The sequence below is a fragment of the Brenneria sp. hezel4-2-4 genome (assembly GCF_013155275.1).
In the GTDB taxonomy this organism is placed as follows: domain Bacteria; phylum Pseudomonadota; class Gammaproteobacteria; order Enterobacterales; family Enterobacteriaceae; genus Brenneria.
In genome coordinates, this window is record NZ_JABJXS010000008.1 from 43,457 (window position 1) to 64,809 (window position 21,353).

Consider the following 21,353-nt stretch of genomic DNA (forward strand, 5'->3'; position numbering starts at 1 on the left):
TTCTGAGGCTGCTCGAATAAGTCGTGTCCGTAAAAAGCCTTTCTCTCAAGGTGATGGCGATTGGATATAACCAGGCAATTATTATTATAGTTTCTATTTCACGGCTACGAGCGCTTGGGCGCAGGCCCAGGCCGAACTCCAGGCCCATTGGAAGTTGTAGCCGCCGAGCCAGCCGGTGACGTCGACCACCTCGCCGATAAAATACAATCCCGGAACGTTGCGGGCTTCCATCGTTTTGGAGGATAACTCACGGGTATCCACGCCGCCTAACGTCACTTCCGCCGTCCGATAGCCTTCTGTGCCATTGGGTTGCACCCGCCATTGCTGGAGGTTGGTTTCAATTTGCTGTTGCTGGATGTTGTTCAACTGCTTCAGCGTGACGTCCGGCAATTGTCCCAGCGTTTGCAGACAGTCGACCAGCCGTTTTGGCAGCCATTGCGCCAGGGTGGTTTTCAGACTTTGATTGGGGTGAGCCGCCCGTTCATCATTAATCAGCGCCGCCAAATCCTGATGCGGCAGCAAATTGATCGTGACGAACTCGCCGGCCTGCCAGTAGCTGGAGAGTTGCAGCACCGCCGGGCCGGAAAGCCCCCGATGCGTAAACAGCATGTTTTCCCGGAACGTCGCGCCGTTTTCGGCCGTTATCACCGCGGGTACGGAGACGCCGGATAGCGTCTGCAAGTGTTCCAGCAATGGTTTATGCAGCGTAAAGGGCACCAGCGCCGCGCGCGTCGGCAGGACGTTTAACCCAAATTGCCGGGCGATTTGATAACCAAACGGCGTCGCCCCCAGGCCCGGCATCGACAGGCCGCCGCTGGCGATCACCAGCGCCGGGCTATGAAGCGTCGTACCGTCGGCTAATTGCAAAATGAACGCACCATCCGGTTTTTCCACCGTCGCCACTTCGCTGCGTAAACGCATCGTGACGTTAGCCTGCTCGCATTCCTTAAGCAACATATCGACGATCTGCTGAGCGGAATCATCGCAAAACAGTTGACCGAGGGTTTTCTCGTGGTAGGCGATATTGTGGCTATTCACCAGGCTGATAAAGTCCCATTGGGTATAGCGCGCCAGGGCCGATTTACAAAAGTGGGGATTTTGGGACAGATAAGCCGCCGGCTCGGCGTACAGATTGGTAAAGTTGCAGCGTCCCCCTCCGGACATCAAAATTTTACGTCCGGGTTTTTTACCATTGTCGAGCAGCAGAACGCGCAGTCCCTGTTGTCCGGCCTGTGCGGCACAGAACAATCCCGCGGCTCCGGCGCCGATAATGACAACGTCAAACTGTTCCACAATGGTTTCTCCGGTTATTGGCGCTGGCGTCCTCTGCCCTGACAGGAAGCCTGCAACGTTCAGGGCGGCAAATTGTAGTGTCCGTTTCTGTCAGATGCCAGCGTAACAATTTGCGTGTTTTGGTAAAAATGTATAATACATTGATTTTTATTGACTAAGTGGACTTTTCATCCGTATCCATCACACCCTAAGTCAAAAAAAAGTCATATTTCCCTTTTCCCCGCCCCCGCTTGTCGCCGATAATGCGCCGCGTTCATGACCACTAAATGGCCTAACGCTTATGCTACATTTATTTGCCGGACTGGATTACTACACCGGCCTGATGTTGATACTGGCTTTGTTGTTTGTATTATTTTATGAAGCCATCAATGGCTTTCACGATACAGCCAACGCTGTCGCTACCGTTATTTATACCCGTGCCATGCGAGCGCAGTTCGCTGTCGTTATGGCGGGCGTGTTTAATTTTTTCGGCGTGCTGCTGGGGGGACTCAGCGTTGCTTACGCAATTGTCCATCTGCTCCCCACGGATTTATTGCTGAATGTCAGTTCAGCTCACGGGCTGGCGATGGTCTTTTCCATGCTGCTGGCCGCCATCATCTGGAATCTCGGCACCTGGTATTTCGGGCTTCCCGCCTCAAGTTCGCACACGTTGATCGGCGCCATCATCGGTATTGGTTTAACCAACGCCTTACTGACGGATACCTCCGTGGTGGATGCGCTCAATGTTCCCAAGATGATCGCTATTTTCCTGTCGTTAATTTTATCGCCGATCGTCGGGATGATTATTGCGGGTCTGATGGTTTTCCTGTTACGCCGTTTCTGGAGCAACAGTAAAAAACGCAAGCGGGTACACCTTACGCCAAGCGACCGTGAAAAACAGGATGGTAAACGCAAGCCGCCATTCTGGACGCGTACCGCGCTGATTTTATCCGCTATCGGCGTCAGCTTTTCACACGGCGCGAATGATGGTCAGAAAGGTATTGGTCTGATCATGCTGGTACTGATTGGCGTGGCGCCCGCCGGCTTTATCGTCAATATGAACGCCTCCGGCTATGACATCAGCCGTACCCGCGATTCCGTGGTCAATTTACAGGAGTATTATCAGCAACACGGCGCGGCGCTGGCGCATGTCATCGACCTTTCTCCGCCGCTGATCCCGGCGCCGGAAAAAACCATTCCGGCGAACGGCAACGTCGATTTTCACTGCGATAGCTCGCGCGTCATGATTGCCATCGAGCAAACCCAGGTGTTGTTGAGCAACCTGAAAAGCTACGAGCAGTTAAGCGCGGACGATCGCGGTAAAGTGCGCCGCTTGCTGATGTGTATTGCCGATACCATGGATCGGATCGTCAAACTGCCGGAAACGCCGACGGAAGATAGGCGCTACCTGAGCAACCTGCGTAACGACCTGCTGCATACCATTGAGTATGCGCCTATCTGGATCATCATCGCCGTCGCGCTGGCGCTCTCTCTGGGTACGATGGTGGGCTGGAAGCGTGTTGCAACCACGATTGGCGAGAAAATCGGCAAGAAAGGAATGACCTATGCGCAGGGCGTCTCGGCGCAGGTCACCGCCGCGCTGTCGATTGGCGTCGCCAGCTATACCGGGATGCCGGTCTCCACCACCCACGTGTTGTCATCGGCGGTCGCCGGGACGATGATCGTTGATGGCGGCGGCGTTCAGGGTAAAACGGTGAAAAATATCCTGCTGGCCTGGGTATTGACGCTGCCGGTATCGTTGTTGCTGTCCGGCACCTTGTACTGGTTGGCATTAAAAATTATTTTGTGAGGGTGATGGGCAGGGATAGCCCACATAAAAAATTTCCTGGAGAAATTTTTAACGTCGCTTGCGACAGCCCGCAGGGTGATGGGCAGGGATAGCCCACATAAAAAATTTCCTGGAGAAATTTTTAACGTCGCTTGCGACGGCCCGTAGGGTGATGGGCAGGGATAGCCCATCATAAAAAAGGCGATTCTTACAGGATCGCCTTTTTATTACTCTGGATAACCGTTCATTGTTTAATACCAAATCAGCATCGCTACCAAGCTGATGACCACTAATCCGCATAAGGCTGTCGTGAGCAGAAACTGACCGCGCACCCTTTCACAGCGCCGCATAAACTCAGGATCGTGATGTTCAAGATAACGCTGCGCGTAGATATAACGTACCAGTCTGATTTGTTTGCTTGGCTGACCGTGTGATGTGAAAAAACCACCCCCATCCACGTACTGATAAAGCAACGGGTCACAGTCACGTAATATCAGCAGTAATACGCGTAATGAGGAATAATATCGCGCCATATTGATGATGCAGACAACACATAAAGCCCAGAAAAGCGCAAATGTACTGATCATGCTCCCCTCCCGGTTCCCGATTGTGTTATTCGTCGGAGGCAATGGCTATACAGGTTTTGCCGGCGGCGCCTCGGCGAATATTTATGCCACACGTTCTTGACGTGATTTTATCATGCGGCCGGATGATCAATTTCATCACCGTTAACCCCATTGTTATTTCTCACCCTTTGAGAATGGCGGCATGCGCCGGCCGCTCTCACTTTTATTGTAGAAGAGGAACGTATTTTTTTGCTACAGATAGAGCAAAATCGGCGCAGTAGGCGACTTTCTCTGCCGTAATGCCCTCAGTCGAAGAACAAACTGCGTGATTTGACCGCGAAAAGAAGCGCTTTCTACTACACTTACTCATAATATTGACAGGATTGAAAACAGTCTTTGATGAGATAATCAAGATGTTAGGTCTTCATAACCCGCGGTTTTCCTCATGACTGGCTAAAACGTGGCGTTGTGATCTGCTGAACATAACCATAATGCAGTGAAGTGTTATCATATAAGCCGCTGTTAAGTATCAGATTGGCAGGAAAATCTGCTGACCGATTATTAGTCTTTACGGAAGGAGTCTTATTATGGCTTACAAACATATCCTTATTGCTGTTGACCTTTCTCCGGAAAGCAAAGTGTTGGTGGAAAAAGCGGTCTCTATGGCGAGGCCGTATAACGCAAAGATTTCCTTAATTCATGTCGATGTGAATTACTCCGATCTTTATACCGGGCTTATCGACGTCAATCTGGGCGATATGCAGCAACGTATCTCTGAAGAAACCCAGAATGCGTTGACCGAACTTTCTCAGAATGCCGGTTATCCCATTACCGAAACATTAAGCGGCAGCGGCGATCTGGGGCAGGTGCTGGTGGATGCGATCAAAAAATATGATATGGATTTGGTGCTGTGCGGTCATCATCAGGATTTCTGGAGCAAACTGATGTCTTCCGCGCGTCAGCTGATTAATACCGTACATATCGATATGCTGATTGTTCCGCTGCGCGAAGATGACGATGAATAAAAAGTGGGTGCGGGCTGATTGATCTATTCCGATAACCAAAAGGCATGGCTTGTACGCTGTGCCTTTTTTGTATAATAAAAAATTATCTCTTATCCGATAAGCGCGTTTGTCCGCGGAGGAAAGGGGAAAGCAAGCTTAAAGCTGATTGTGGGGGATGCCGGCAGCCTGTGAAGTGACGGTCTGGTTTTGCTGTTCGCTGTGTAGAATACGATCGTGCGTCGAGGTGCTGGTTTTATCACGGTCCGCCCGGTAATAGTCATAGGGCAATAGTAGCGTGTCCGCCACGGCGGAGAACGGCAGATCGAGCGCCACCAGCGGCATCATCACCCAACTGGTGTCGTCATCGCGCAGCATATCCATACTGGCGCGCGTGCCGGCATAGTAGCCCTGATCGGCGCCGGTGTGGGTCATCACGCTGGAACAACCGCTGATTGCCATCACTCCGCTGCCGGTGATGATGAAAGAAAACAGAGCACTTTTCAGTATGGTCATATTATCGTCCGTTAGAGCAGAGCGAACCTTGCCTCGGTTATAAAACGCGGCGTCGGATAAGCGAACATCCGGTGGTTACGCGACGGCCTTCTTGTCTATCTCATCATTGAGTGTATGTGATAACACGCGCTTCATCGGTGAATATTGCATGAAAAACGCCAATTTTTCTTTTCGAGCTATTGAAAGTCTGAGAGGGGTCACCATATTGATGACAAGCCTGATGAGAAAGATATGCCGTAAGGGTATCGCTTCAGGCGGCTAACCTGTCCCGAGGGAAGGTTGATGGTTAAATCCTCGCTGAATGTTTTAGGAGGCTGTTTTATGCGTAACCCTGATTTTTCACCGCTTTATCGTTCCGCCATTGGTTTTGATCGCCTGTTCAATCTGTTGGAAACCGGCCAAACCCAAAGCAACGGCGGCTACCCTCCCTACAACGTCGAGTTAGTCGACGAAAACCAATATCGTATCGCGATTGCCGTCGCCGGTTTTGCCGAACAGGAACTGGATATTACGGCCCACGACAATTTATTGATCGTGAAAGGGGCTCATGCCGGCGAACCGGTGGCTCGTAACTATTTATATCAAGGTATTGCCGAGCGTAATTTTGAACGCAAGTTCCAGTTGGCCGAGCATATTCAGATCAAAGGCGCCAATCTGGAAAACGGTTTGCTGTATATCGATCTGGAACGCGTTGTGCCGGAAACGATGAAGCCGCGTCGGATCGAAATCAAATAACCGCGGCCGACGGCCACCTATTTATTGCGTTAATGAACCAAACATCGTCCGCCGAATGGGGACGAACCCAGTAACGTTCCGTGACTGGGAGAAATTGTCTCGCTTCATAGAAGGAGTAATAGTATGCGTAACTACGATTTATCACCCTTATTGCGTCAGTGGATCGGTTTCGACAAATTAGCCAGTTCGATGCAGGGGGGACAGGAGTCTATTGAGTTTCCTCCCTATAACATTGAGAAAAAAGACGATAATCATTATCGCATCACGCTGGCTTTGGCCGGTTTCCAGCAAAGCGAGCTGGAAATTGAAGTGGAAGGCCCGCGCCTGACGGTGAAAGGCAATCCGACGCCGACAGAGAAAAAAGTGGAATATCTGCATCAGGGGTTGGTGTTTAAGCCATTTTCCCTGAGCTTTACGCTGGCGGAACATCTGCACGTCTCCGAGGCGCAGTTTGAACATGGGTTGCTGCATATCGATCTGGTGCGCGACGTGCCGGAAGCATTGCAGCCGCAGCGGATTGCCATCGGCAATAGCCGCCCGGTATTGACCCAGTCATCTGCTGATGATGAAGCATAATTTCCGTTGATCATCGTTTTGTTTGTTGCGCCCGCTGCTTAGCCGAGTAGCGGGCGTTTTTTTGCGTGCTATCCCTGCCCGCCCCCTGACGGGCCGACGCTTCGCGTTGTTGAAAAACGCTCCCGGCGTTTTTTTCTTATGGAAACTTTTTGTGCTGCCCGCCACGTTTCCTACGGTGTCATTCTGCCAGAATCAGTGACAGTAAAAGCTAATGCTTAACTAAAGAGCGTGTTTTTAGTTTTCTTTCCAATAAGATACGTCCGCACAAGGATACAAGGTATGAGTGATATCGCGCTTACCGTTAGTATGTTGGCGCTGGTGGCGGTTTTAGGGTTATGGATCGGCAACTGGCGGATTTACGGGGTAGGTCTAGGGATTGGCGGGGTGTTGTTCGGCGGGATCATCGTCGGACACTTTGCTCAGAGCTATCAGTTCACCCTGAATGACGACATGCTGCATTTTATTCAGGAGTTTGGGCTAATTCTGTTTGTGTATACCATCGGTATTCAGGTCGGGCCGGGTTTTTTCTCTTCATTACGCGTTTCCGGGCTGCGCCTCAACGGTTTTGCGATCCTGACCGTGTTGCTTGGCTGTGTGGTGACGGTGATTATTCATAAAATGTTCAATGTGCCGTTGCCGATTATTCTGGGGATTTTTTCGGGCGCCGTTACCAATACGCCTTCTTTGGGGGCGGCTCAGCAAATCCTGACCGATCTCGGTTCCAGCGGAACGCTGGTCAATCAGATGGGGATGGGGTATGCGATGGCTTACCCGCTGGGCATCTGCGGCATTTTGCTGGTGATGTGGCTGCTGCGCGTTGTGTTTCGCGTGGTGGTGGATGCGGAAGCCAGGCAGTTTGAGAACAGCAACGGCATGCATCATGAACAACTGCATACCATGAATGTGGCCGTCTCCAACTCAAACCTGCAAGGGCTGGCGATACAGGACGTTCCCATTCTGAATCGCGACGCCATTGTGTGCTCCCGTCTCAAGCGCGGAGATGACCTGATGGTGCCGTCTCCCGCAACCATTATTCAACTGGGCGACTATTTACATCTGGTCGGCGCGAAAAGCGATCTGGAACAGGCCCGGCTGGTGATCGGCAATGAAGTGGACACGTCATTGTCGACCCGCGGCACAGAGTTGCATGTCGAGCGGGTGGTGGTGACCAATGAAAAAGTGCTGGGGCGCAAGATCCGTGAATTAAACCTGAAGCAAAATTATGACGTGGTGATTTCCCGCCTTAACCGTGCCGGCGTCGAACTGGTCGCCAGCAATAACGCCAGTCTGCAATTCGGCGATATTCTTAATCTGGTCGGGCGCAAGAGCGCGATTGACGCCGTGGCGGATATTGTGGGGAATGCTCAGCAGAAGCTCCAGCAGGTGCAAATGTTGCCGGTGTTTATTGGCGTCGGCCTCGGCGTGTTGCTGGGATCTATTCCGCTGTTTATTCCCGGTTTTCCGGTCGCCTTACGGTTGGGGCTGGCCGGCGGGCCGCTGGTGGTGGCCTTGATTCTGGGGCGTATCGGCGGTATCGGTAAGCTGTATTGGTTTATGCCTCCCAGCGCTAACCTTGCCTTGCGCGAACTGGGAATTGTGTTGTTTTTAGCGGTGGTCGGGCTGAAGTCCGGCGGGGATTTTGTGGAAACGTTGTTGCATGGTGATGGTATATGGTGGATTGGCTACGGGGGCTTAATCACCATTATTCCTTTATTGATTGTCGGGACGCTGGCGCGCGTTGTCTGCAAAATGAATTACCTGACGCTGTGCGGCATGTTGTCAGGATCGATGACGGACCCGCCGGCGCTGGCGTTCGCCAATGGGCTGCATCCCACCAGCGGCGCGGCGGCATTGTCCTATGCCACGGTGTACCCGTTAGCGATGTTTTTGCGCATTATTTCGCCACAGCTTCTGGCCGTCCTGTTTTGGGCGATGTGACAAAGGCTTAGGCGGGGATGGCAAGGTCATTGTTATGACTGGAAATAAAATAATAAAGGAGGGGGAAACCTCTCCTTTATTATTTAGGGCGAGGATAATTATCGGGAAAAATAAATAAAAATTTGTTATTTATCTTTTTTAATGGTTAGTTTTACCGTCTTTAATAATTCCAGTGTTTTATATTTTATTTATAAAAAATGAATCAGGTTAATTTTATGTGCCTTAATTGTTATTTATCCTTGTTTTTAGCGTTTAATATTTATTTTTAGAAAATATCGATTCGATATATAAGTTAATAAACAGCTTTAGTAACTAAAGTAACACGGCTTTCACTATGTGTTATAATATTATATTTCCATGAATTATTGGATTTGATAGGGCGAGAAAAATACCGTGGCACGACTATTTTCTCGCCTTTTTTCTACTGATGTTTCCTGTTGCGCGAGTTAATGGGTTATTGACCGGCAGGGTGATGAAGGAAGAATAAAAGAAACGCCGACTCCTCCGCACGGAACATCCGTTGTGAATTAGTGAATTTTGTTTCAATGGAGAGTGGTGTTCCTATGTCTGCAAATAGTAGCAGGTTGTTAAAGCTTCTGATTATATTCTGTATCGCCGGTGGATTGTGGTTACTCCCGGTTCCTGACGGCGTTAAGCCCGATGCCTGGCACTTAATGGCGATTTTCGTTGCCACAGTGGTCGGCCTGATCCTTTCCCCTTACCCTTTGGGCGCGATGGCGATGTTCAGCCTGACATCGGTCGCCATTCTGGGTTTGCTCTCCATTAAAGATGTTCTGGCTGGCTTCAGCGATCCGACTATCTGGATGATTGCCTGCGCATTCTTTATTTCCCGCGGCTTTATTAAAACCGGGTTTGGCCGGCGCATCGGTTTGCTGTTTATCAGCAAGTTGGGTAACAGTTCGCTGGGCCTGGCTTACGGGCTGGTGTTCACCGATTTGCTGTTCGCCCCGGCGATGCCGTCGACGTCCGCACGCTGCGGCGGGATTATTACTCCGCTGTTCCGTTCCATCGCCGAGGCATACGACTCAACGCCGGAAAAAGGCACACAACGGCGTATCGGCGCCTTTCTGGTGCAGTCCATTTTCCAGTGTAACGCCGTGACTTCCGCCATGTTTATGACCTCCATGGCCGGTAACCCGATGGTGGCGAAACTGGCTTCTCAGTTCGGCATTCATATCAGTTGGACTGACTGGGCGCTGGCAACGCTGCTGCCCGGTTTCCTCTCGCTGGCCCTGATCCCGTACCTGATTTACCGCTTCTATCCGCCGGAACTGAAGAAAACCTCGGAAATGCGCGCGATTGCCGTTGAAAGATTGCGTGAAATGGGGGCGATGAGCCGCGACGAGTGGGTGGTGTTAGGCGTATTCCTGGGGCTGGTCACATTCTGGGTGTTGGGTTCCACGCTGAATATTGACGCGACGCTGACCGCGCTGGCGGGCCTGAGCGTTCTGTTGCTCAGTCGCGCGTTGAGCTGGGATGATGTGATCGGCGAAAAAGAAGCCTGGCATACCGTGGTATGGTTCGCCGTGCTGATGACGCTGGCCGGGCAGCTCAACAAAATGGGTCTGATTTCCTGGCTTGGCGGTCTGGCCGGCAACGCGGTAAGCGGTATGCACTGGCTGCCGATGCTGGGCCTGCTGCTGCTGATTTACTACTACAGCCACTATCTGATGGCGAGCGCGATCGCCCATATCAGCGCGATGTATGCGATTTTCGTTTCGATTGCGCTGGCGGCGGGCGCGCCACCGATGCTGACGGTGTTAGTCTTCGGTATTTTCAGTAACCTGTTTATGTCCACCACCCACTACTCCAGCGGCCCTGCGCCGATTCTGTTCGGCTGTGGTTACATGCCGCTGAGCACCTGGTGGAAGATCGGTTTCCTGGTCAGCCTGGTGATTATCCCCATCTGGCTGGGCGTCGGCGGCATGTGGTGGAAACTGCTCGGTTTTTGGTAATACCCGATAGATCCCTTTGGTTATAACGATTTACGTTCCTTCCTAAGATGATGCGCTCTGCCCCCGGAGGTAGAGCGCATTCAGCGTCCTCCTCGACACGCGAAAAGCGACGAAACAGTATAAGATGGCGGTGTAACGATGGTCATTCCGGAGAGCGACATGAGTATGAAAAAAACACCGTTGAAATTGGGAACTTCGGTGTTTCTGATGGTTTCGGCGGTGATTGGCGCTGTGCTGTTGGTCGTATACGCCTTACTGTTTTTCCGCATTAACCAGCTATCAGAGGATCATCTGCGGGAAAAAGCCTTCGCCATTGCCCGCACATTTGCCGCTTCACCGGTGGTCATTAATGAGTTACAGGGGGTCGGCAATCCAAAAGCGGTGCAGGATTCGGCGGAAGTGATCCGCCTGCGTAACCAGTTGCTCTTTGTGACCGTCACCGATATGGACACCGTTCGCCATACCCATCCCGAGCGGGAAAGGATTGGTGAATATTTTGCGGGGCGGGATATTTATCCGGCCTTGCTGGGGATGGAGAACACGTCTATTAGCCGGGGAACGCTTGATCCGGCGCTACGGGTTTTTACGCCGGTCTTTGACGGTAATCACCGGCAGATTGGCGTGGTGGCCTTGGGGATCGCACTGACTAGCGTGCAAAAGGTCATCAGCGAGAACCGCTGGATGATCCCCTGGACTATCCTGGCCGGCGCGCTGGTTGGCTGGTTCGGCACCTTGATTCTGGTGAAAATACTCAAACGAATCATGTTGGGTTTTGAGCCGTTTGAGATCTCTAATCTGTTTGAGCAGCGCAACGCGATGTTGAAGCAGATTAAGGAAGGGGTGATAGCGGTTGACCGGCATGCTCGCATTACGGTGATCAATGATGAAGCCAAGCGGTTGTTTCGACAAAGTAATCCGACGACCAATAAGTCGACCGAGAGCGTCAGCGAACAGTGGCTGGAGCATCTGCATCTGAAACAGGTTCTGGAGAGCGGCACTCCGTGCCGCGATGAAGAAATCAACGTTAACGGACATCTGTTGCTGACCAATACGGTGCCGGTGTTTGTTAAAGGCGATATTATCGGGGCCATCGCCACATTTCGTGATAAAACGGAAATCAGCCAGCTGCTACAGCGTTTGAGCGGTATGTCCTATTATGCGGACGCCCTGCGGGCGCAGTCGCATGAATTTATGAATAAGCTGCACGTGATATTGGGAATGCTGCACTTAAAATATTATCCTCAACTGGAGGATTATATTTTGAAAACCGCCAATAATTATCAGGCGGAAATCGGCTCCATTATTCGTAAGGTAAAATCGCCGGTGATCGCTGGTTTCCTGTTGGGTAAAATTAACCGCGCCCGCGATCTTGGCATCGTGTTATCCATCAGCGAAGAAAGCCTGCTGCCGGATACGGATGATGTCGATGCCACCAATGAATTGATTACTGTGTTGGGTAACCTGATTGAAAACGCCATGGACGCCATAAACGGCCAGGAAAATTGCGAAATCAGCGTCAGTTTCCATCATCAGGATGGGCGTTTGCATGTTACCGTCGGTGATGACGGGCCTGGGATTGCGTTGGCGGATCAGGAACGTATTTATGAACAGGGTTTTTCCACCAAAGGCAGTGGACGCGGTATTGGTCTGTATCTGACCAAACAGAGTCTGGAGAAGATCGGCGGCAACATCGATTTTGAGTCGGAACCTGAGGTATACACCCAGTTTTTCGTTAATATTCCTTATCAAGCAAGGCTGTTTGACCATGATTAATGTACTGATTGTTGATGACGATGCCATGGTTGCAGAGCTGAATAAATCATATCTGAATCAGGTTTCCGGATTTAGCTGTTATGCGACGGTGCCCACCTTGCAGCAGGCGAGAAATCTACTGATGCAACCGAATTCCGATATCGATCTGGTATTGCTGGATATCTATATGCAGCAGGATAACGGGCTGGATTTATTGCCCACCATCCGTGAATTCAGCGAGAAGACGGATGTGATCATTATTTCTTCCGCCAGCGACGTCCATACCATCAAAAAAGCGCTGCACTACGGCGTGGTGGATTACCTGATCAAGCCTTTCCAGTTCTCACGATTTGAACAGGCATTGACGGCTTATCGTGAAGAAGCCAATTTACTGAAACACCGCGATTTCGTTGCGCAGTCCGATATTGATAATCTGATCCGCCGCACCAGCGGCAATTCAGCCAGCGAGCGTAAGAAATTGCCGAAAGGGCTGACCAGCTTAACGCTGCGCACCGTGTGCGAATGGATTGAAGGGAATCAGGGCGCGGAGTTTTCAACGGAAATGCTGGCCAATGCGATCGGCATTTCTCGTGTCTCATGCCGTAAATATCTGATCTATCTGGCTGAAACCGGGATTCTGGCGACCAATATTCTGTACGGCTCTACGGGTCGCCCGGTCTATCTCTATCGCCTGTTGCCGGAAAAGCAGGATGCATTGCGGCAGTATTGCGAATAGGCGACGTTCCCACCGCTTTTTTCGTAAAAAAACGCCACGGCAACCACCGTGGCGTTTTGCATTATGGATGAATCGTTGGGGGCTATACCATCCAGCCGAGCAGCAACGTCGCGCCGATAACCGTTGAGGCACCGCCGATGCGGGTAGCGATCTGTGCGAACGGCATCAGTGACATACGGTTAGATGCTGACAGAATCGCAACATCACCCGTACCGCCCAGCCCGCTGTGGCAGGTGGTGACGATAGAGGCTTCTATCGGGTACATGTTCAGGTAAGGGGCGATGAAGAAGCTCACCAGAGCCATGGAGAGCACCACTGAGCCACAAACGATCACATATCCAACAGAGAATACGGCCACGACGCTTTCTAACGGGATATATAGCATACCTAGCCCAATCATCAGCGGCCATACCAGCGAACTGGACACAAACTTGTAAACGCTGTGCGCGCCGGTTTCCATGCTGGAAGGGATCACTCGGCTGTATTTACAGAACACGGCGATCAGAATCATGAGCACGGGGCCTGGAATATGCACCAGTTGTTCAAACAGACCGCCGACGATGAAGAAGGCGCAAATCATCAGTAAACCACCGCCCATCAGATGAAAATCAACCGGTTTAGGCGCCTCGGTCACGTTGAATAGCGCATTATCTTCATCGCTGCGTACCAGACGGCCTTCACCGTTCAGGTCTTTACGACGCATGCCAAGACGGGACAATATGCCGGCACAGAAAATAGCAAAGATATTGCCGACAACGGCGGCCGGCGCCAACTGTGCGACATAGACATCCGGTGTTTGCCCTAAAATGGCGGAATATGCCAGTGATAACGGCAGAATACCTTCGCCGATCCCGCCGCCGATAATTGGAACGATGATAAAAAAGAACGTGTGGTAGACGCTGTAACCACAGAGCTTACCGACGAGCAAGCCTGTCACCAATGCGGTTGCAGTGCCGACAACCAGCGGAACGAACATGCGAATCATCCCTTGAATCAGGATTTTCCGATTCATTCCCAGAATGCTGCCGACAACCAGGCAGGCAATAACGAAATAAAGGAAATTCGCTTCCTTCATCAGCAGGTGGACCGTTTTCATGGTGTTGTCATTGAATAAATGAAAATACACCAGAATGGATGGCACCATCAGACAAAGAATCGCCGGACCGCCGATATCTTTAAATACCGGTATTTTATGTCCGATATGGGCCAGTAAAAACCCCATGGTCATGATAACGGCAAAGCCGCCAATCATATTCTTAGGCAGAAATCCTTTATAGGCGGCAATAAACACAATGGCGCTAATTGCAATAAAGAGAGCAACAGGAACGGAGCCAATGGTTTTTTTTAAGAGACGTATCACAAATGATGAAGCAGATGGTGATGTTTCGATGGCGAGATTGCTCTCACATAAAATATCAGTTTCTATTTTTTTCATTATATTCACCCTACCGGATAGTTGGTACAGAAACAGTCTGTATTTATCTTCAGAAAGTAAGAAAATTAGTTTTTTTGTTTTTTATCAACAAGTAACAAAAAAATAAAAATAGTGAAGTGTATTTAACCCTGTCTCAGGTTGGAGGGTAATTTAGCATGAGTAAATGTTAAAAATAATACGTCCTCCCGCAATTTATGGCATATTTGTGAACTTATCAGCAACTCCTTTTTAAATAACTTATCTTCTTTTTTTGTAATTAAAATAATTTATATGGCGGAGGTTGACGTATTTTGAGGTGGAATGTGAGTATGCGATAGAAAATATCACGTTATAGAAATAAGTAAATAGCAAGGATTGATGTTAATAAAAATATTTCCATAACTATAATTTTAATTTGTTTTTAGCGTAAATTAAAGGGATCGGCAGGTCATTTTTGTGTTTTATCGCCGGAAGCTATTTGTATGTTGCTTCTTGTTTTCCATGTTACCTAACCATGCCTTAACCCGGCATTCCTTTGCTCTGTCATCTTTACACACAAAACACATCCTGCATTGGTTCGAACCCGTTTGTCGTCAAGCGTCGGTATGCATCTATGCGAGTCATACTCCGGTTATAAAGTTTTTTTATGCAGCGTAGATAGTCAGTTGATGGCTTATGAAGTAGGTGGATATATCACTTTTACTTATTATCTGGCAGGATTTTCACCTGTTGTTAACGTCTTTTGCAAAAAATAGTGCTCATATTGTAGGCATGCCGCAGATCATTATTATAGTTTTTTTAACGGTGGTAATTTCTTTGATTGCACCACTTAATGGAGTATATAACTGGTTTTTATTATTTTAGTGAACAATAAAACTTAGTTTTTTTCTTATTGTTATATTTTAAACCTATGAGGAGGGCGGCGCGGGTTTGTAAATCCTTACAGCTTGTATTGACGTTAGGATGATCTGTTGACAGATTTAAGCTGTCATTGAGAAAGAAAACAGCGGATGCCTGAAGATTCCAGGTATTCATAGGGTGTTTCTTGCACTCTGTTACAGGGCTTCCTCCGTTATTTTAATTTCGCGCCTTCGGGCAAGGTACGGGCCATTGCAGTTAAAAATACCGGTCTGGCCGAATGAATACACAACATCATCCATAGTGGAGCACAAATAATGGGAAATTCCTTGGCTAAATCAAGGGTACTGACGCTGGGGCTTGGTCTGCTGGCCATGTCTGTCGCGGCCGGATTACAGGCTAAAACGCTCGTCTATTGTTCAGAAGGTTCCCCGGAAGGGTTTAACCCGCAGCTGTTTACTTCCGGCACCACCTTTGATGCCAGCTCTATTCCGATTTATAACCGCTTAATCGAGTTTAAAAGCGGGACAACGGATATCGAGCCGGGTCTGGCGGAGAAATGGGACATCAGTGAAGATGGCAAAACCTACACTTTTCACCTGCGTAAAGGGGTGAAGTGGCAGGACAGTAAAGACTTTAAACCGTCACGTGATTTCAATGCCGATGACGTGCTGTTCTCATTCCTGCGTCAGCAGGATGTGAACCACCCTTACCATAAAGTTTCCGGCGGCAGCTATGAGTACTATCAGGGCATGGGGATGCCGGATCTGATTAGCAAGATTGAAAAAGTGGACGATTACACCGTTCGCTTCGAACTGACCCGTTCGGAAGCCCCATTCCTGGCCGACCTGGCGATGGACTTCGCGTCCATTATGTCGGCGGAGTACGGCGACAACATGCTGAAAGCCGGTTCGCCGGAGAAAATCGACCTGAATCCGATCGGCACCGGGCCGTTCAAATTGCAGCAATACCAGAAAGATTCCCGCATTCTGTACACCGCGTTTGACGGCTTCTGGGGCAAAAAACCGGGCATCGACCGCCTGGTGTTCTCCATCACCCCGGATGCTTCCGTACGTTATGCCAAACTCCAGAAAAATGAATGTCAGATTATGCCGTACCCCAATCCGGCCGATCTGGCGCGTATGAAGCAGGATAAAAATATTACGCTGCTGGAAAAACCGGGGCTTAACGTCGGTTATCTGGCGTTCAATGTGCAGAAAAAGCCGCTGGATAATGTGAAAGTCCGTCAGGCGCTGACCTATGCGGTGAATAAGAGCGCGATTATTGATGCGGTCTATCAGGGCGCGGGGCAAGCGGCTAAAAACCTGATCCCGCCGACCATGTGGGGCTATAACGATGACGTTCAGGACTACAGCTACGATCCGGAAAAAGCCAAAGCGTTGCTGAAAGAAGCGGGGGGGGCGGACGGTTTCACGATTGACCTGTGGGCGATGCCGGTACAGCGTCCTTATAACCCGAATGCGCGCCGGATGGCCGAAATGATTCAGTCGGATTGGGCTAAAGTCGGGGTGCAGGCCAAGATTGTCACCTATGAATGGGGCGAGTATCTCAAACGCGCCAAAGACGGCGAGCATCAGACGGTGCTGATGGGATGGACCGGCGACAACGGCGATCCGGATAACTTCTTCGCCACGCTGTTCAGCTGCGACGCATCGGAAAAAGGTTCGAACTACTCCAAATGGTGCTATAAGCCGTTTGAAGATCTGATCCAGCCGGCGCGTACCACCTCCGATCATGAAAAACGTATCGAACTGTACAAACAGTCGCAGGTGGTGATGCACGATCAGGCGCCGGCATTGATTGTGGCGCACTCCACCGTGTATGAGCCGATCCGCAACAACGTGAAAGGCTATGTTATCGAGCCGCGCGGCGTACACAGTTTCAACAACGTGTCGCTGGATTAATTCAACCCGTTATTTTATGGGTAAACGCTAAGCCCTGCCTCCGTCGCGTCGTCGCCGATGCGGTGGAGGCAGGGCTTTAAGCCTATCCATTTTATCACGGGTGTCCTTGCCCGTTACCCTACGGGCCGTCGCACGCGACGTTTAAGATCGCTCCCGGCGATTTTTTGTTGTGAGCATACATAAGTCCGGTCGCCGATGAGCGCTCGGACAGGTAAATTTAAGAGAATTCGGGATATGTTGCAGTTCATACTCCGGCGTTTGGGGCTGGTTATCCCAACGTTTATTGGCATTACGCTACTGACTTTTGCTTTCGTGCATATGATCCCTGGCGACCCGGTGATGATCATGGCCGGGGAACGCGGAATTTCCGCCGAGCGCCACGCGCAGCTGATGGCTGAAATGGGGTTGGATAAGCCGCTGTGGCAGCAATACGTCAACTACATTGGCGGCGTATTACATGGCGATTTGGGCATTTCCCTTAAGAGCCGCATCCCCGTCTGGGACGAATTCGTTCCGCGTTTTAAGGCCACGCTGGAATTAGGCGTCTGCGCGATGATATTCGCCATCAGCGTAGGTATTCCCGTCGGCGTACTGGCCGCGGTAAAACGCGGTTCCATCTTCGATCACGCTTCCATCAGCCTGGCGTTAACGGGTTACTCCATGCCCATTTTCTGGTGGGGCATGATGCTGATCATGCTGGTGTCGGTTCACCTTAACCTGACGCCGGTATCCGGCCGCATCGGCGATACGGTTTTTCTCGATGAAAGCTTGCCGCTTACCGGGTTTATGCTGATCGATACCTTTTTCTGGGGCGAGTCCGGCGACTTCATCGATGCGGTGGAGCACATGATCTTGCCCGCCGTGGTGCTGGGCACCATCCCGCTGGCGGTGATTGTGCGTATGACGCGCTCCGCCATGCTGGAAGTATTGGGCGAGGACTATATCCGCACCGCCCGCGCCAAAGGATTGAGCCGGCTGCGGGTGATTGTGGTGCATGCGTTGCGCAACGCCATGCTGCCGGTGGTGACGGTTATCGGGTTGCAGGTCGGGACGATGCTGGCCGGCGCCATCCTGACGGAAACCATCTTCTCCTGGCCGGGGCTGGGACGCTGGCTGATCGACGCCTTGCAGCGCCGTGATTATCCGGTGGTGCAGGGGGGCGTTCTGCTGGTGGCGACCATGATTATTCTGGTTAACCTGCTGGTGGATGTGCTCTACGGCGTCGTCAATCCACGCATCCGACATAAGAAATAAGGGGGAGGCTGAGATGACACAAATTATTGAGCCTGTTGTAAACAGCGCGCCTAAGCCGATGACCCCGCTACAGGAATTCTGGCATTACTTCAAACGTAATAAAGGGGCTGTGGTCGGCATGATCTATGTCGTGCTGATGCTGCTTATTGCGGTCGGCGCTAACATACTGGCCCCTCATGCGCCGGCCGAGCAGTTTCGCGATGCGCTGCTTCATCCGCCGGTCTGGCAGGAGGGGGGAAGCTGGAAGTTTATTCTGGGCACCGACGATGTCGGCCGCGACGTGCTGTCCCGGCTGATGTATGGTGCGCGTTTGTCGCTGCTGGTGGGATGTCTGGTGGTGGCGCTGTCGCTGGTTCTGGGGGTGATTTTCGGCCTGCTGGCGGGCTACTTCGGCGGCGTGGCGGATGCCATTATCATGCGTGTCGTCGACATTATGCTGGCGTTGCCCAGTCTGCTATTGGCGCTGGTGCTGGTGGCGGTCTTCGGGCCGTCGATTGTCAACGCCTCGCTGGCGCTGACGTTCGTGGCGCTGCCGCACTATGTCCGTTTAACCCGCGCCGCCGTGCTGGTGGAAGTGAACCGTGACTATGTGACGGCTTCGCGGGTGGCGGGCGCGGGCGCGCTGCGCCAAATGTTCGTCAATATTTTGCCCAACTGTCTGGCGCCGTTGATCGTGCAGGCTTCGCTGGGTTTTTCTAACGCCATTCTTGATATGGCTGCTTTGGGTTTCCTCGGTATGGGCGCTCAGCCGCCAACGCCGGAGTGGGGCACCATGCTTTCCGACGTTTTGCAGTTTGCGCAGAGCGCCTGGTGGGTGGTGACGTTCCCCGGCGTGGCGATTTTACTGACGGTGTTGGCATTTAACCTGATGGGGGACGGCTTGCGTGATGCTCTCGACCCCAAACTCAAGCAGTAACCGAGGTAGAGAGATGGCGTTACTTAATATAGATAAACTGTCGGTTCACTTTGGCGATGAGGACGTACCGTTTCGCGCGGTCGACCGTATCAGTTACCGGGTGGAACAAGGGCAGGTCGTGGGGATCGTGGGTGAGTCCGGTTCCGGCAAATCGGTCAGTTCGTTGGCGATCATGGGATTGATTGATTATCCCGGTAAAGTGATGGCCGACAAGCTGGAGTTCGACCAGCGTGATTTGACGCGTATCTCGGAGAAAGAACGGCGTCAGTTGGTCGGGGCGGAAGTGGCGATGATTTTTCAGGATCCGATGACCAGCCTCAACCCCTGCTATACCGTGGGGTTCCAGATTATGGAAGCCATTAAGGTGCATCAAGGCGGCAACCGCAGAACCCGCCGCCAGCGGGCGGTTGATTTGCTGACGCTGGTGGGCATTCCCGATCCGGATTCACGGCTGGATGTGTATCCGCATCAGCTTTCGGGCGGGATGAGCCAGCGCGTGATGATCGCCATGGCTATCGCCTGTCGGCCGAAGCTGCTGATTGCCGATGAGCCGACGACCGCGCTGGATGTGACGATTCAGGCGCAGATTATCGAACTGCTGCTTGAATTACAGCAGCGCGAGAACATGGCATTGATTCTGATCACCCACGATCTGGCGCTGGTGGCGGAAGCGGCGCATCAGATCATCGTGATGTACGCCGGGCAGGTGGTGGAGTCGGGCAAGGCGACGGATATTTTTCGTGCGCCCCGCCATCCCTATACGCAGGCGCTGCTGCGCGCCCTGCCGGAATTTGCGGCGGATAAGGCGCGTCTGGCGTCGCTGCCGGGCGTGGTGCCGGGTAAATATGACCGTCCTGACGGTTGCCTGCTGAATCCGCGCTGTCCCTATGCGCATGACCGTTGCCGCCGGGAAGAGCCGGCACTGCGGGAGATACCCGGTCGTCAGGTTAAATGTCACACGCCGCTGGATGACGCGGGGAGGCCGACCCTATGAACCAAACTAACCTTACATCGCCGGCGCATTTGCTGCATGCGATTGATTTGAAAAAGCATTATCCGGTAAAAACCGGCTTCTTCGCGCCGGAGAGAATGGTCAAGGCGCTGGACGGCGTCTCTTTCACCCTGGAACGGGGAAAAACGCTGGCGGTGGTCGGCGAGTCCGGCTGCGGCAAGTCGACGCTCGGCCGCCTGCTGACGATGATCGAAATCCCCTCCGGCGGCGAACTTTACTATCAGGGACAGGATCTGCTGAAGCCGGATCAAACGGCGGAGAAGCTGCGTCGTCAGAAGATCCAGATCGTGTTTCAGAATCCTTACGGATCGCTCAACCCGCGTAAAAAGGTCGGCCAGATCCTAGAAGAGCCGCTGCTGATCAATACTCAACTGTCAAAAGCCGAGCGTCGTGAAAAGGCGTTGGCGATGATGGCGAAGGTGGGGCTGAAGACTGAGCATTACGACCGCTATCCGCATATGTTTTCCGGGGGGCAGCGTCAGCGTATCGCCATTGCCCGCGGTCTGATGCTGGATCCGGACGTGGTGATTGCCGATGAGCCGGTGTCTGCGCTGGATGTTTCGGTGCGGGCGCAGGTGCTGAACCTGATGATGGACTTACAGCAGGATATGGGGCTGTCCTACGTGTTCATCTCCCATGACCTGTCGGTGGTCGAGCATATCGCCGACGAGGTGATGGTGATGTATCTGGGGCGCTGCGTGGAGAAAGGCAGCAAAGAGGCCATCTTCAATAATCCGCGTCATCCGTACACGCAGGCGCTGTTGTCGGCGACGCCCCGGCTTAACCCGGATTTACGCCGTGAGCGCATTAAACTGGTCGGCGAACTGCCCAGCCCGTTGAATCCGCCGCCGGGCTGCGCGTTCAACGCCCGCTGCCAGCGCTGTTTCAGCACCTGTACTCAGCTTCAGCCGCAGTTGAAAACCTACGGCGATCAAAGGGTGGCGTGCTTTGCCGTCGATCAGGACGAAGCGGGGGACAAGCCGCTCCACCTTGATTGATTCGCTTCCTCTCACGCACGTCTCGCTTTTGCCGGAGAGGCGTGCGCTTGTCGGCAAAATCGCCGATCGCTACCGACCGAACGGGCTTGTCATTTGATACCGTCTTAACCAGACGGTAT

General features: G+C 51.9%; 17 protein-coding genes. 13 read left to right on the top strand and 4 right to left on the bottom strand.

From position 1 onward, the window contains the following. Window positions 1–93: 93 nt before the first annotated feature. The gene (locus HOY33_RS15285) at window positions 94–1,293 is read right to left on the bottom strand and encodes an NAD(P)/FAD-dependent oxidoreductase (RefSeq protein ID WP_172290999.1); all 1,200 of its coding nucleotides are present in this window, start codon (window positions 1,291–1,293) and stop codon (window positions 94–96) included. A 280-nt stretch (window positions 1,294–1,573) separates the two neighbouring features. Here HOY33_RS15285 and pitA point away from each other — a divergent pair, with 280 nt between their 5' ends. Then, the gene (gene pitA / locus HOY33_RS15290) at window positions 1,574–3,082 is read left to right on the top strand and encodes an inorganic phosphate transporter PitA (protein WP_172291000.1); all 1,509 of its coding nucleotides are present in this window, start codon (window positions 1,574–1,576) and stop codon (window positions 3,080–3,082) included. A gap of 230 nt (window positions 3,083–3,312) precedes the next feature. Here the strand turns inward: pitA and uspB are convergent, their stop codons facing one another. Beyond that, window positions 3,313–3,648 carry a universal stress protein UspB gene (gene uspB / locus HOY33_RS15295; protein WP_172291001.1) on the bottom strand — a complete coding sequence of 112 codons (336 nt, stop codon included), beginning with the start codon at window positions 3,646–3,648 and terminating at the stop codon, window positions 3,313–3,315. Window positions 3,649–4,214: 566 nt separating this feature from the next. Here uspB and uspA point away from each other — a divergent pair. Beyond that, a complete protein-coding gene (gene uspA / locus HOY33_RS15300; RefSeq protein ID WP_172291002.1) occupies window positions 4,215–4,652 on the top strand; it encodes a universal stress protein UspA in 438 nt (145 codons plus the stop codon). Window positions 4,653–4,787: 135 nt separating this feature from the next. Here uspA and HOY33_RS15305 read toward each other — a convergent pair whose 3' ends face one another. Continuing rightward, a complete protein-coding gene (locus tag HOY33_RS15305) occupies window positions 4,788–5,144 on the bottom strand; it encodes a YceK/YidQ family lipoprotein (RefSeq protein ID WP_172291003.1) in 357 nt (118 codons plus the stop codon). Window positions 5,145–5,465: 321 nt separating this feature from the next. On the opposite strand from HOY33_RS15305, the gene ibpA reads away from it, so the two are divergent. The 6 genes from ibpA to dcuR all read left to right on the top strand — a co-directional run bounded on the left by ibpA (window position 5,466) and on the right by dcuR (window position 12,857). Further along, a complete protein-coding gene (gene ibpA / locus HOY33_RS15310; RefSeq protein ID WP_172291004.1) occupies window positions 5,466–5,879 on the top strand; it encodes a small heat shock chaperone IbpA in 414 nt (137 codons plus the stop codon). A 123-nt stretch (window positions 5,880–6,002) separates the two neighbouring features. Continuing rightward, complete coding sequence (ibpB, locus tag HOY33_RS15315) at window positions 6,003–6,455, top strand: small heat shock chaperone IbpB (protein ID WP_172291005.1); 453 nt, start codon at window positions 6,003–6,005, stop codon at window positions 6,453–6,455. Window positions 6,456–6,734: 279 nt separating this feature from the next. After that, a complete protein-coding gene (locus HOY33_RS15320) occupies window positions 6,735–8,393 on the top strand; it encodes a putative transporter (protein ID WP_172291006.1) in 1,659 nt (552 codons plus the stop codon). Window positions 8,394–8,956: 563 nt separating this feature from the next. After that, on the top strand, window positions 8,957–10,369 hold the full coding sequence (locus tag HOY33_RS15325; RefSeq protein WP_172291007.1) for an anion permease: 1,413 nt from the start codon (window positions 8,957–8,959) through the stop codon (window positions 10,367–10,369). Between the two features lie 159 nt (window positions 10,370–10,528). Then, on the top strand, window positions 10,529–12,142 hold the full coding sequence (locus HOY33_RS15330) for a sensor histidine kinase (RefSeq protein WP_172291008.1): 1,614 nt from the start codon (window positions 10,529–10,531) through the stop codon (window positions 12,140–12,142). Beyond that, window positions 12,135–12,857, top strand: coding sequence for a two-component system response regulator DcuR (gene dcuR / locus HOY33_RS15335; RefSeq protein ID WP_172291009.1), 723 nt, complete (start codon window positions 12,135–12,137; stop codon window positions 12,855–12,857). Before HOY33_RS15330 ends, dcuR begins: the two co-directional genes overlap by 8 nt. An 82-nt stretch (window positions 12,858–12,939) precedes the next feature. Here dcuR and HOY33_RS15340 read toward each other — a convergent pair whose 3' ends face one another. Further along, window positions 12,940–14,292, bottom strand: a complete 1,353-nt coding sequence (locus HOY33_RS15340) for a 2-hydroxycarboxylate transporter family protein (RefSeq protein WP_172291010.1) — start codon at window positions 14,290–14,292, stop codon at window positions 12,940–12,942. Window positions 14,293–15,446: 1,154 nt separating this feature from the next. Between HOY33_RS15340 and dppA the strand changes: the two genes are divergently transcribed. The 5 genes from dppA to dppF all read left to right on the top strand — a co-directional run bounded on the left by dppA (window position 15,447) and on the right by dppF (window position 21,234). Further along, entirely contained in the window at window positions 15,447–17,054 is a 1,608-nt protein-coding gene (gene dppA, locus HOY33_RS15345) for a dipeptide ABC transporter periplasmic-binding protein DppA (protein WP_172291011.1), read from the top strand. Between the two features lie 234 nt (window positions 17,055–17,288). Next, the gene (gene dppB / locus HOY33_RS15350) at window positions 17,289–18,308 is read left to right on the top strand and encodes a dipeptide ABC transporter permease DppB (RefSeq protein WP_172291012.1); all 1,020 of its coding nucleotides are present in this window, start codon (window positions 17,289–17,291) and stop codon (window positions 18,306–18,308) included. 13 nt (window positions 18,309–18,321) lie between these two features. Further along, window positions 18,322–19,224: a dipeptide ABC transporter permease DppC gene (dppC, locus tag HOY33_RS15355; RefSeq protein ID WP_172291013.1), complete on the top strand. Its 903-nt coding sequence runs from the start codon at window positions 18,322–18,324 to the stop codon at window positions 19,222–19,224. Window positions 19,225–19,237: 13 nt separating this feature from the next. Next, window positions 19,238–20,218, top strand: a complete 981-nt coding sequence (gene dppD, locus HOY33_RS15360; protein ID WP_172291014.1) for a dipeptide ABC transporter ATP-binding protein — start codon at window positions 19,238–19,240, stop codon at window positions 20,216–20,218. Next, window positions 20,215–21,234, top strand: a complete 1,020-nt coding sequence (gene dppF, locus HOY33_RS15365; protein WP_172291015.1) for a dipeptide ABC transporter ATP-binding subunit DppF — start codon at window positions 20,215–20,217, stop codon at window positions 21,232–21,234. The genes dppD and dppF overlap by 4 nt, the downstream gene beginning before the upstream one ends. Window positions 21,235–21,353 lie beyond the last annotated feature (119 nt).

Coding starts and splice junctions, on each gene's coding strand:
- pitA (WP_172291000.1), top strand. CDS start 1,574: ATGCTACATTTATTTGCCGGACTGGATTACTACACCGGCCTGATGTTG.
- uspB (WP_172291001.1), bottom strand. CDS start 3,648: ATGATCAGTACATTTGCGCTTTTCTGGGCTTTATGTGTTGTCTGCATC.
- uspA (WP_172291002.1), top strand. CDS start 4,215: ATGGCTTACAAACATATCCTTATTGCTGTTGACCTTTCTCCGGAAAGC.
- HOY33_RS15305 (WP_172291003.1), bottom strand. CDS start 5,144: ATGACCATACTGAAAAGTGCTCTGTTTTCTTTCATCATCACCGGCAGC.
- ibpA (WP_172291004.1), top strand. CDS start 5,466: ATGCGTAACCCTGATTTTTCACCGCTTTATCGTTCCGCCATTGGTTTT.
- ibpB (WP_172291005.1), top strand. CDS start 6,003: ATGCGTAACTACGATTTATCACCCTTATTGCGTCAGTGGATCGGTTTC.
- HOY33_RS15320 (WP_172291006.1), top strand. CDS start 6,735: ATGAGTGATATCGCGCTTACCGTTAGTATGTTGGCGCTGGTGGCGGTT.
- HOY33_RS15325 (WP_172291007.1), top strand. CDS start 8,957: ATGTCTGCAAATAGTAGCAGGTTGTTAAAGCTTCTGATTATATTCTGT.
- HOY33_RS15330 (WP_172291008.1), top strand. CDS start 10,529: ATGAGTATGAAAAAAACACCGTTGAAATTGGGAACTTCGGTGTTTCTG.
- dcuR (WP_172291009.1), top strand. CDS start 12,135: ATGATTAATGTACTGATTGTTGATGACGATGCCATGGTTGCAGAGCTG.
- HOY33_RS15340 (WP_172291010.1), bottom strand. CDS start 14,292: ATGAAAAAAATAGAAACTGATATTTTATGTGAGAGCAATCTCGCCATC.
- dppA (WP_172291011.1), top strand. CDS start 15,447: ATGGGAAATTCCTTGGCTAAATCAAGGGTACTGACGCTGGGGCTTGGT.
- dppB (WP_172291012.1), top strand. CDS start 17,289: ATGTTGCAGTTCATACTCCGGCGTTTGGGGCTGGTTATCCCAACGTTT.
- dppC (WP_172291013.1), top strand. CDS start 18,322: ATGACACAAATTATTGAGCCTGTTGTAAACAGCGCGCCTAAGCCGATG.
- dppD (WP_172291014.1), top strand. CDS start 19,238: ATGGCGTTACTTAATATAGATAAACTGTCGGTTCACTTTGGCGATGAG.
- dppF (WP_172291015.1), top strand. CDS start 20,215: ATGAACCAAACTAACCTTACATCGCCGGCGCATTTGCTGCATGCGATT.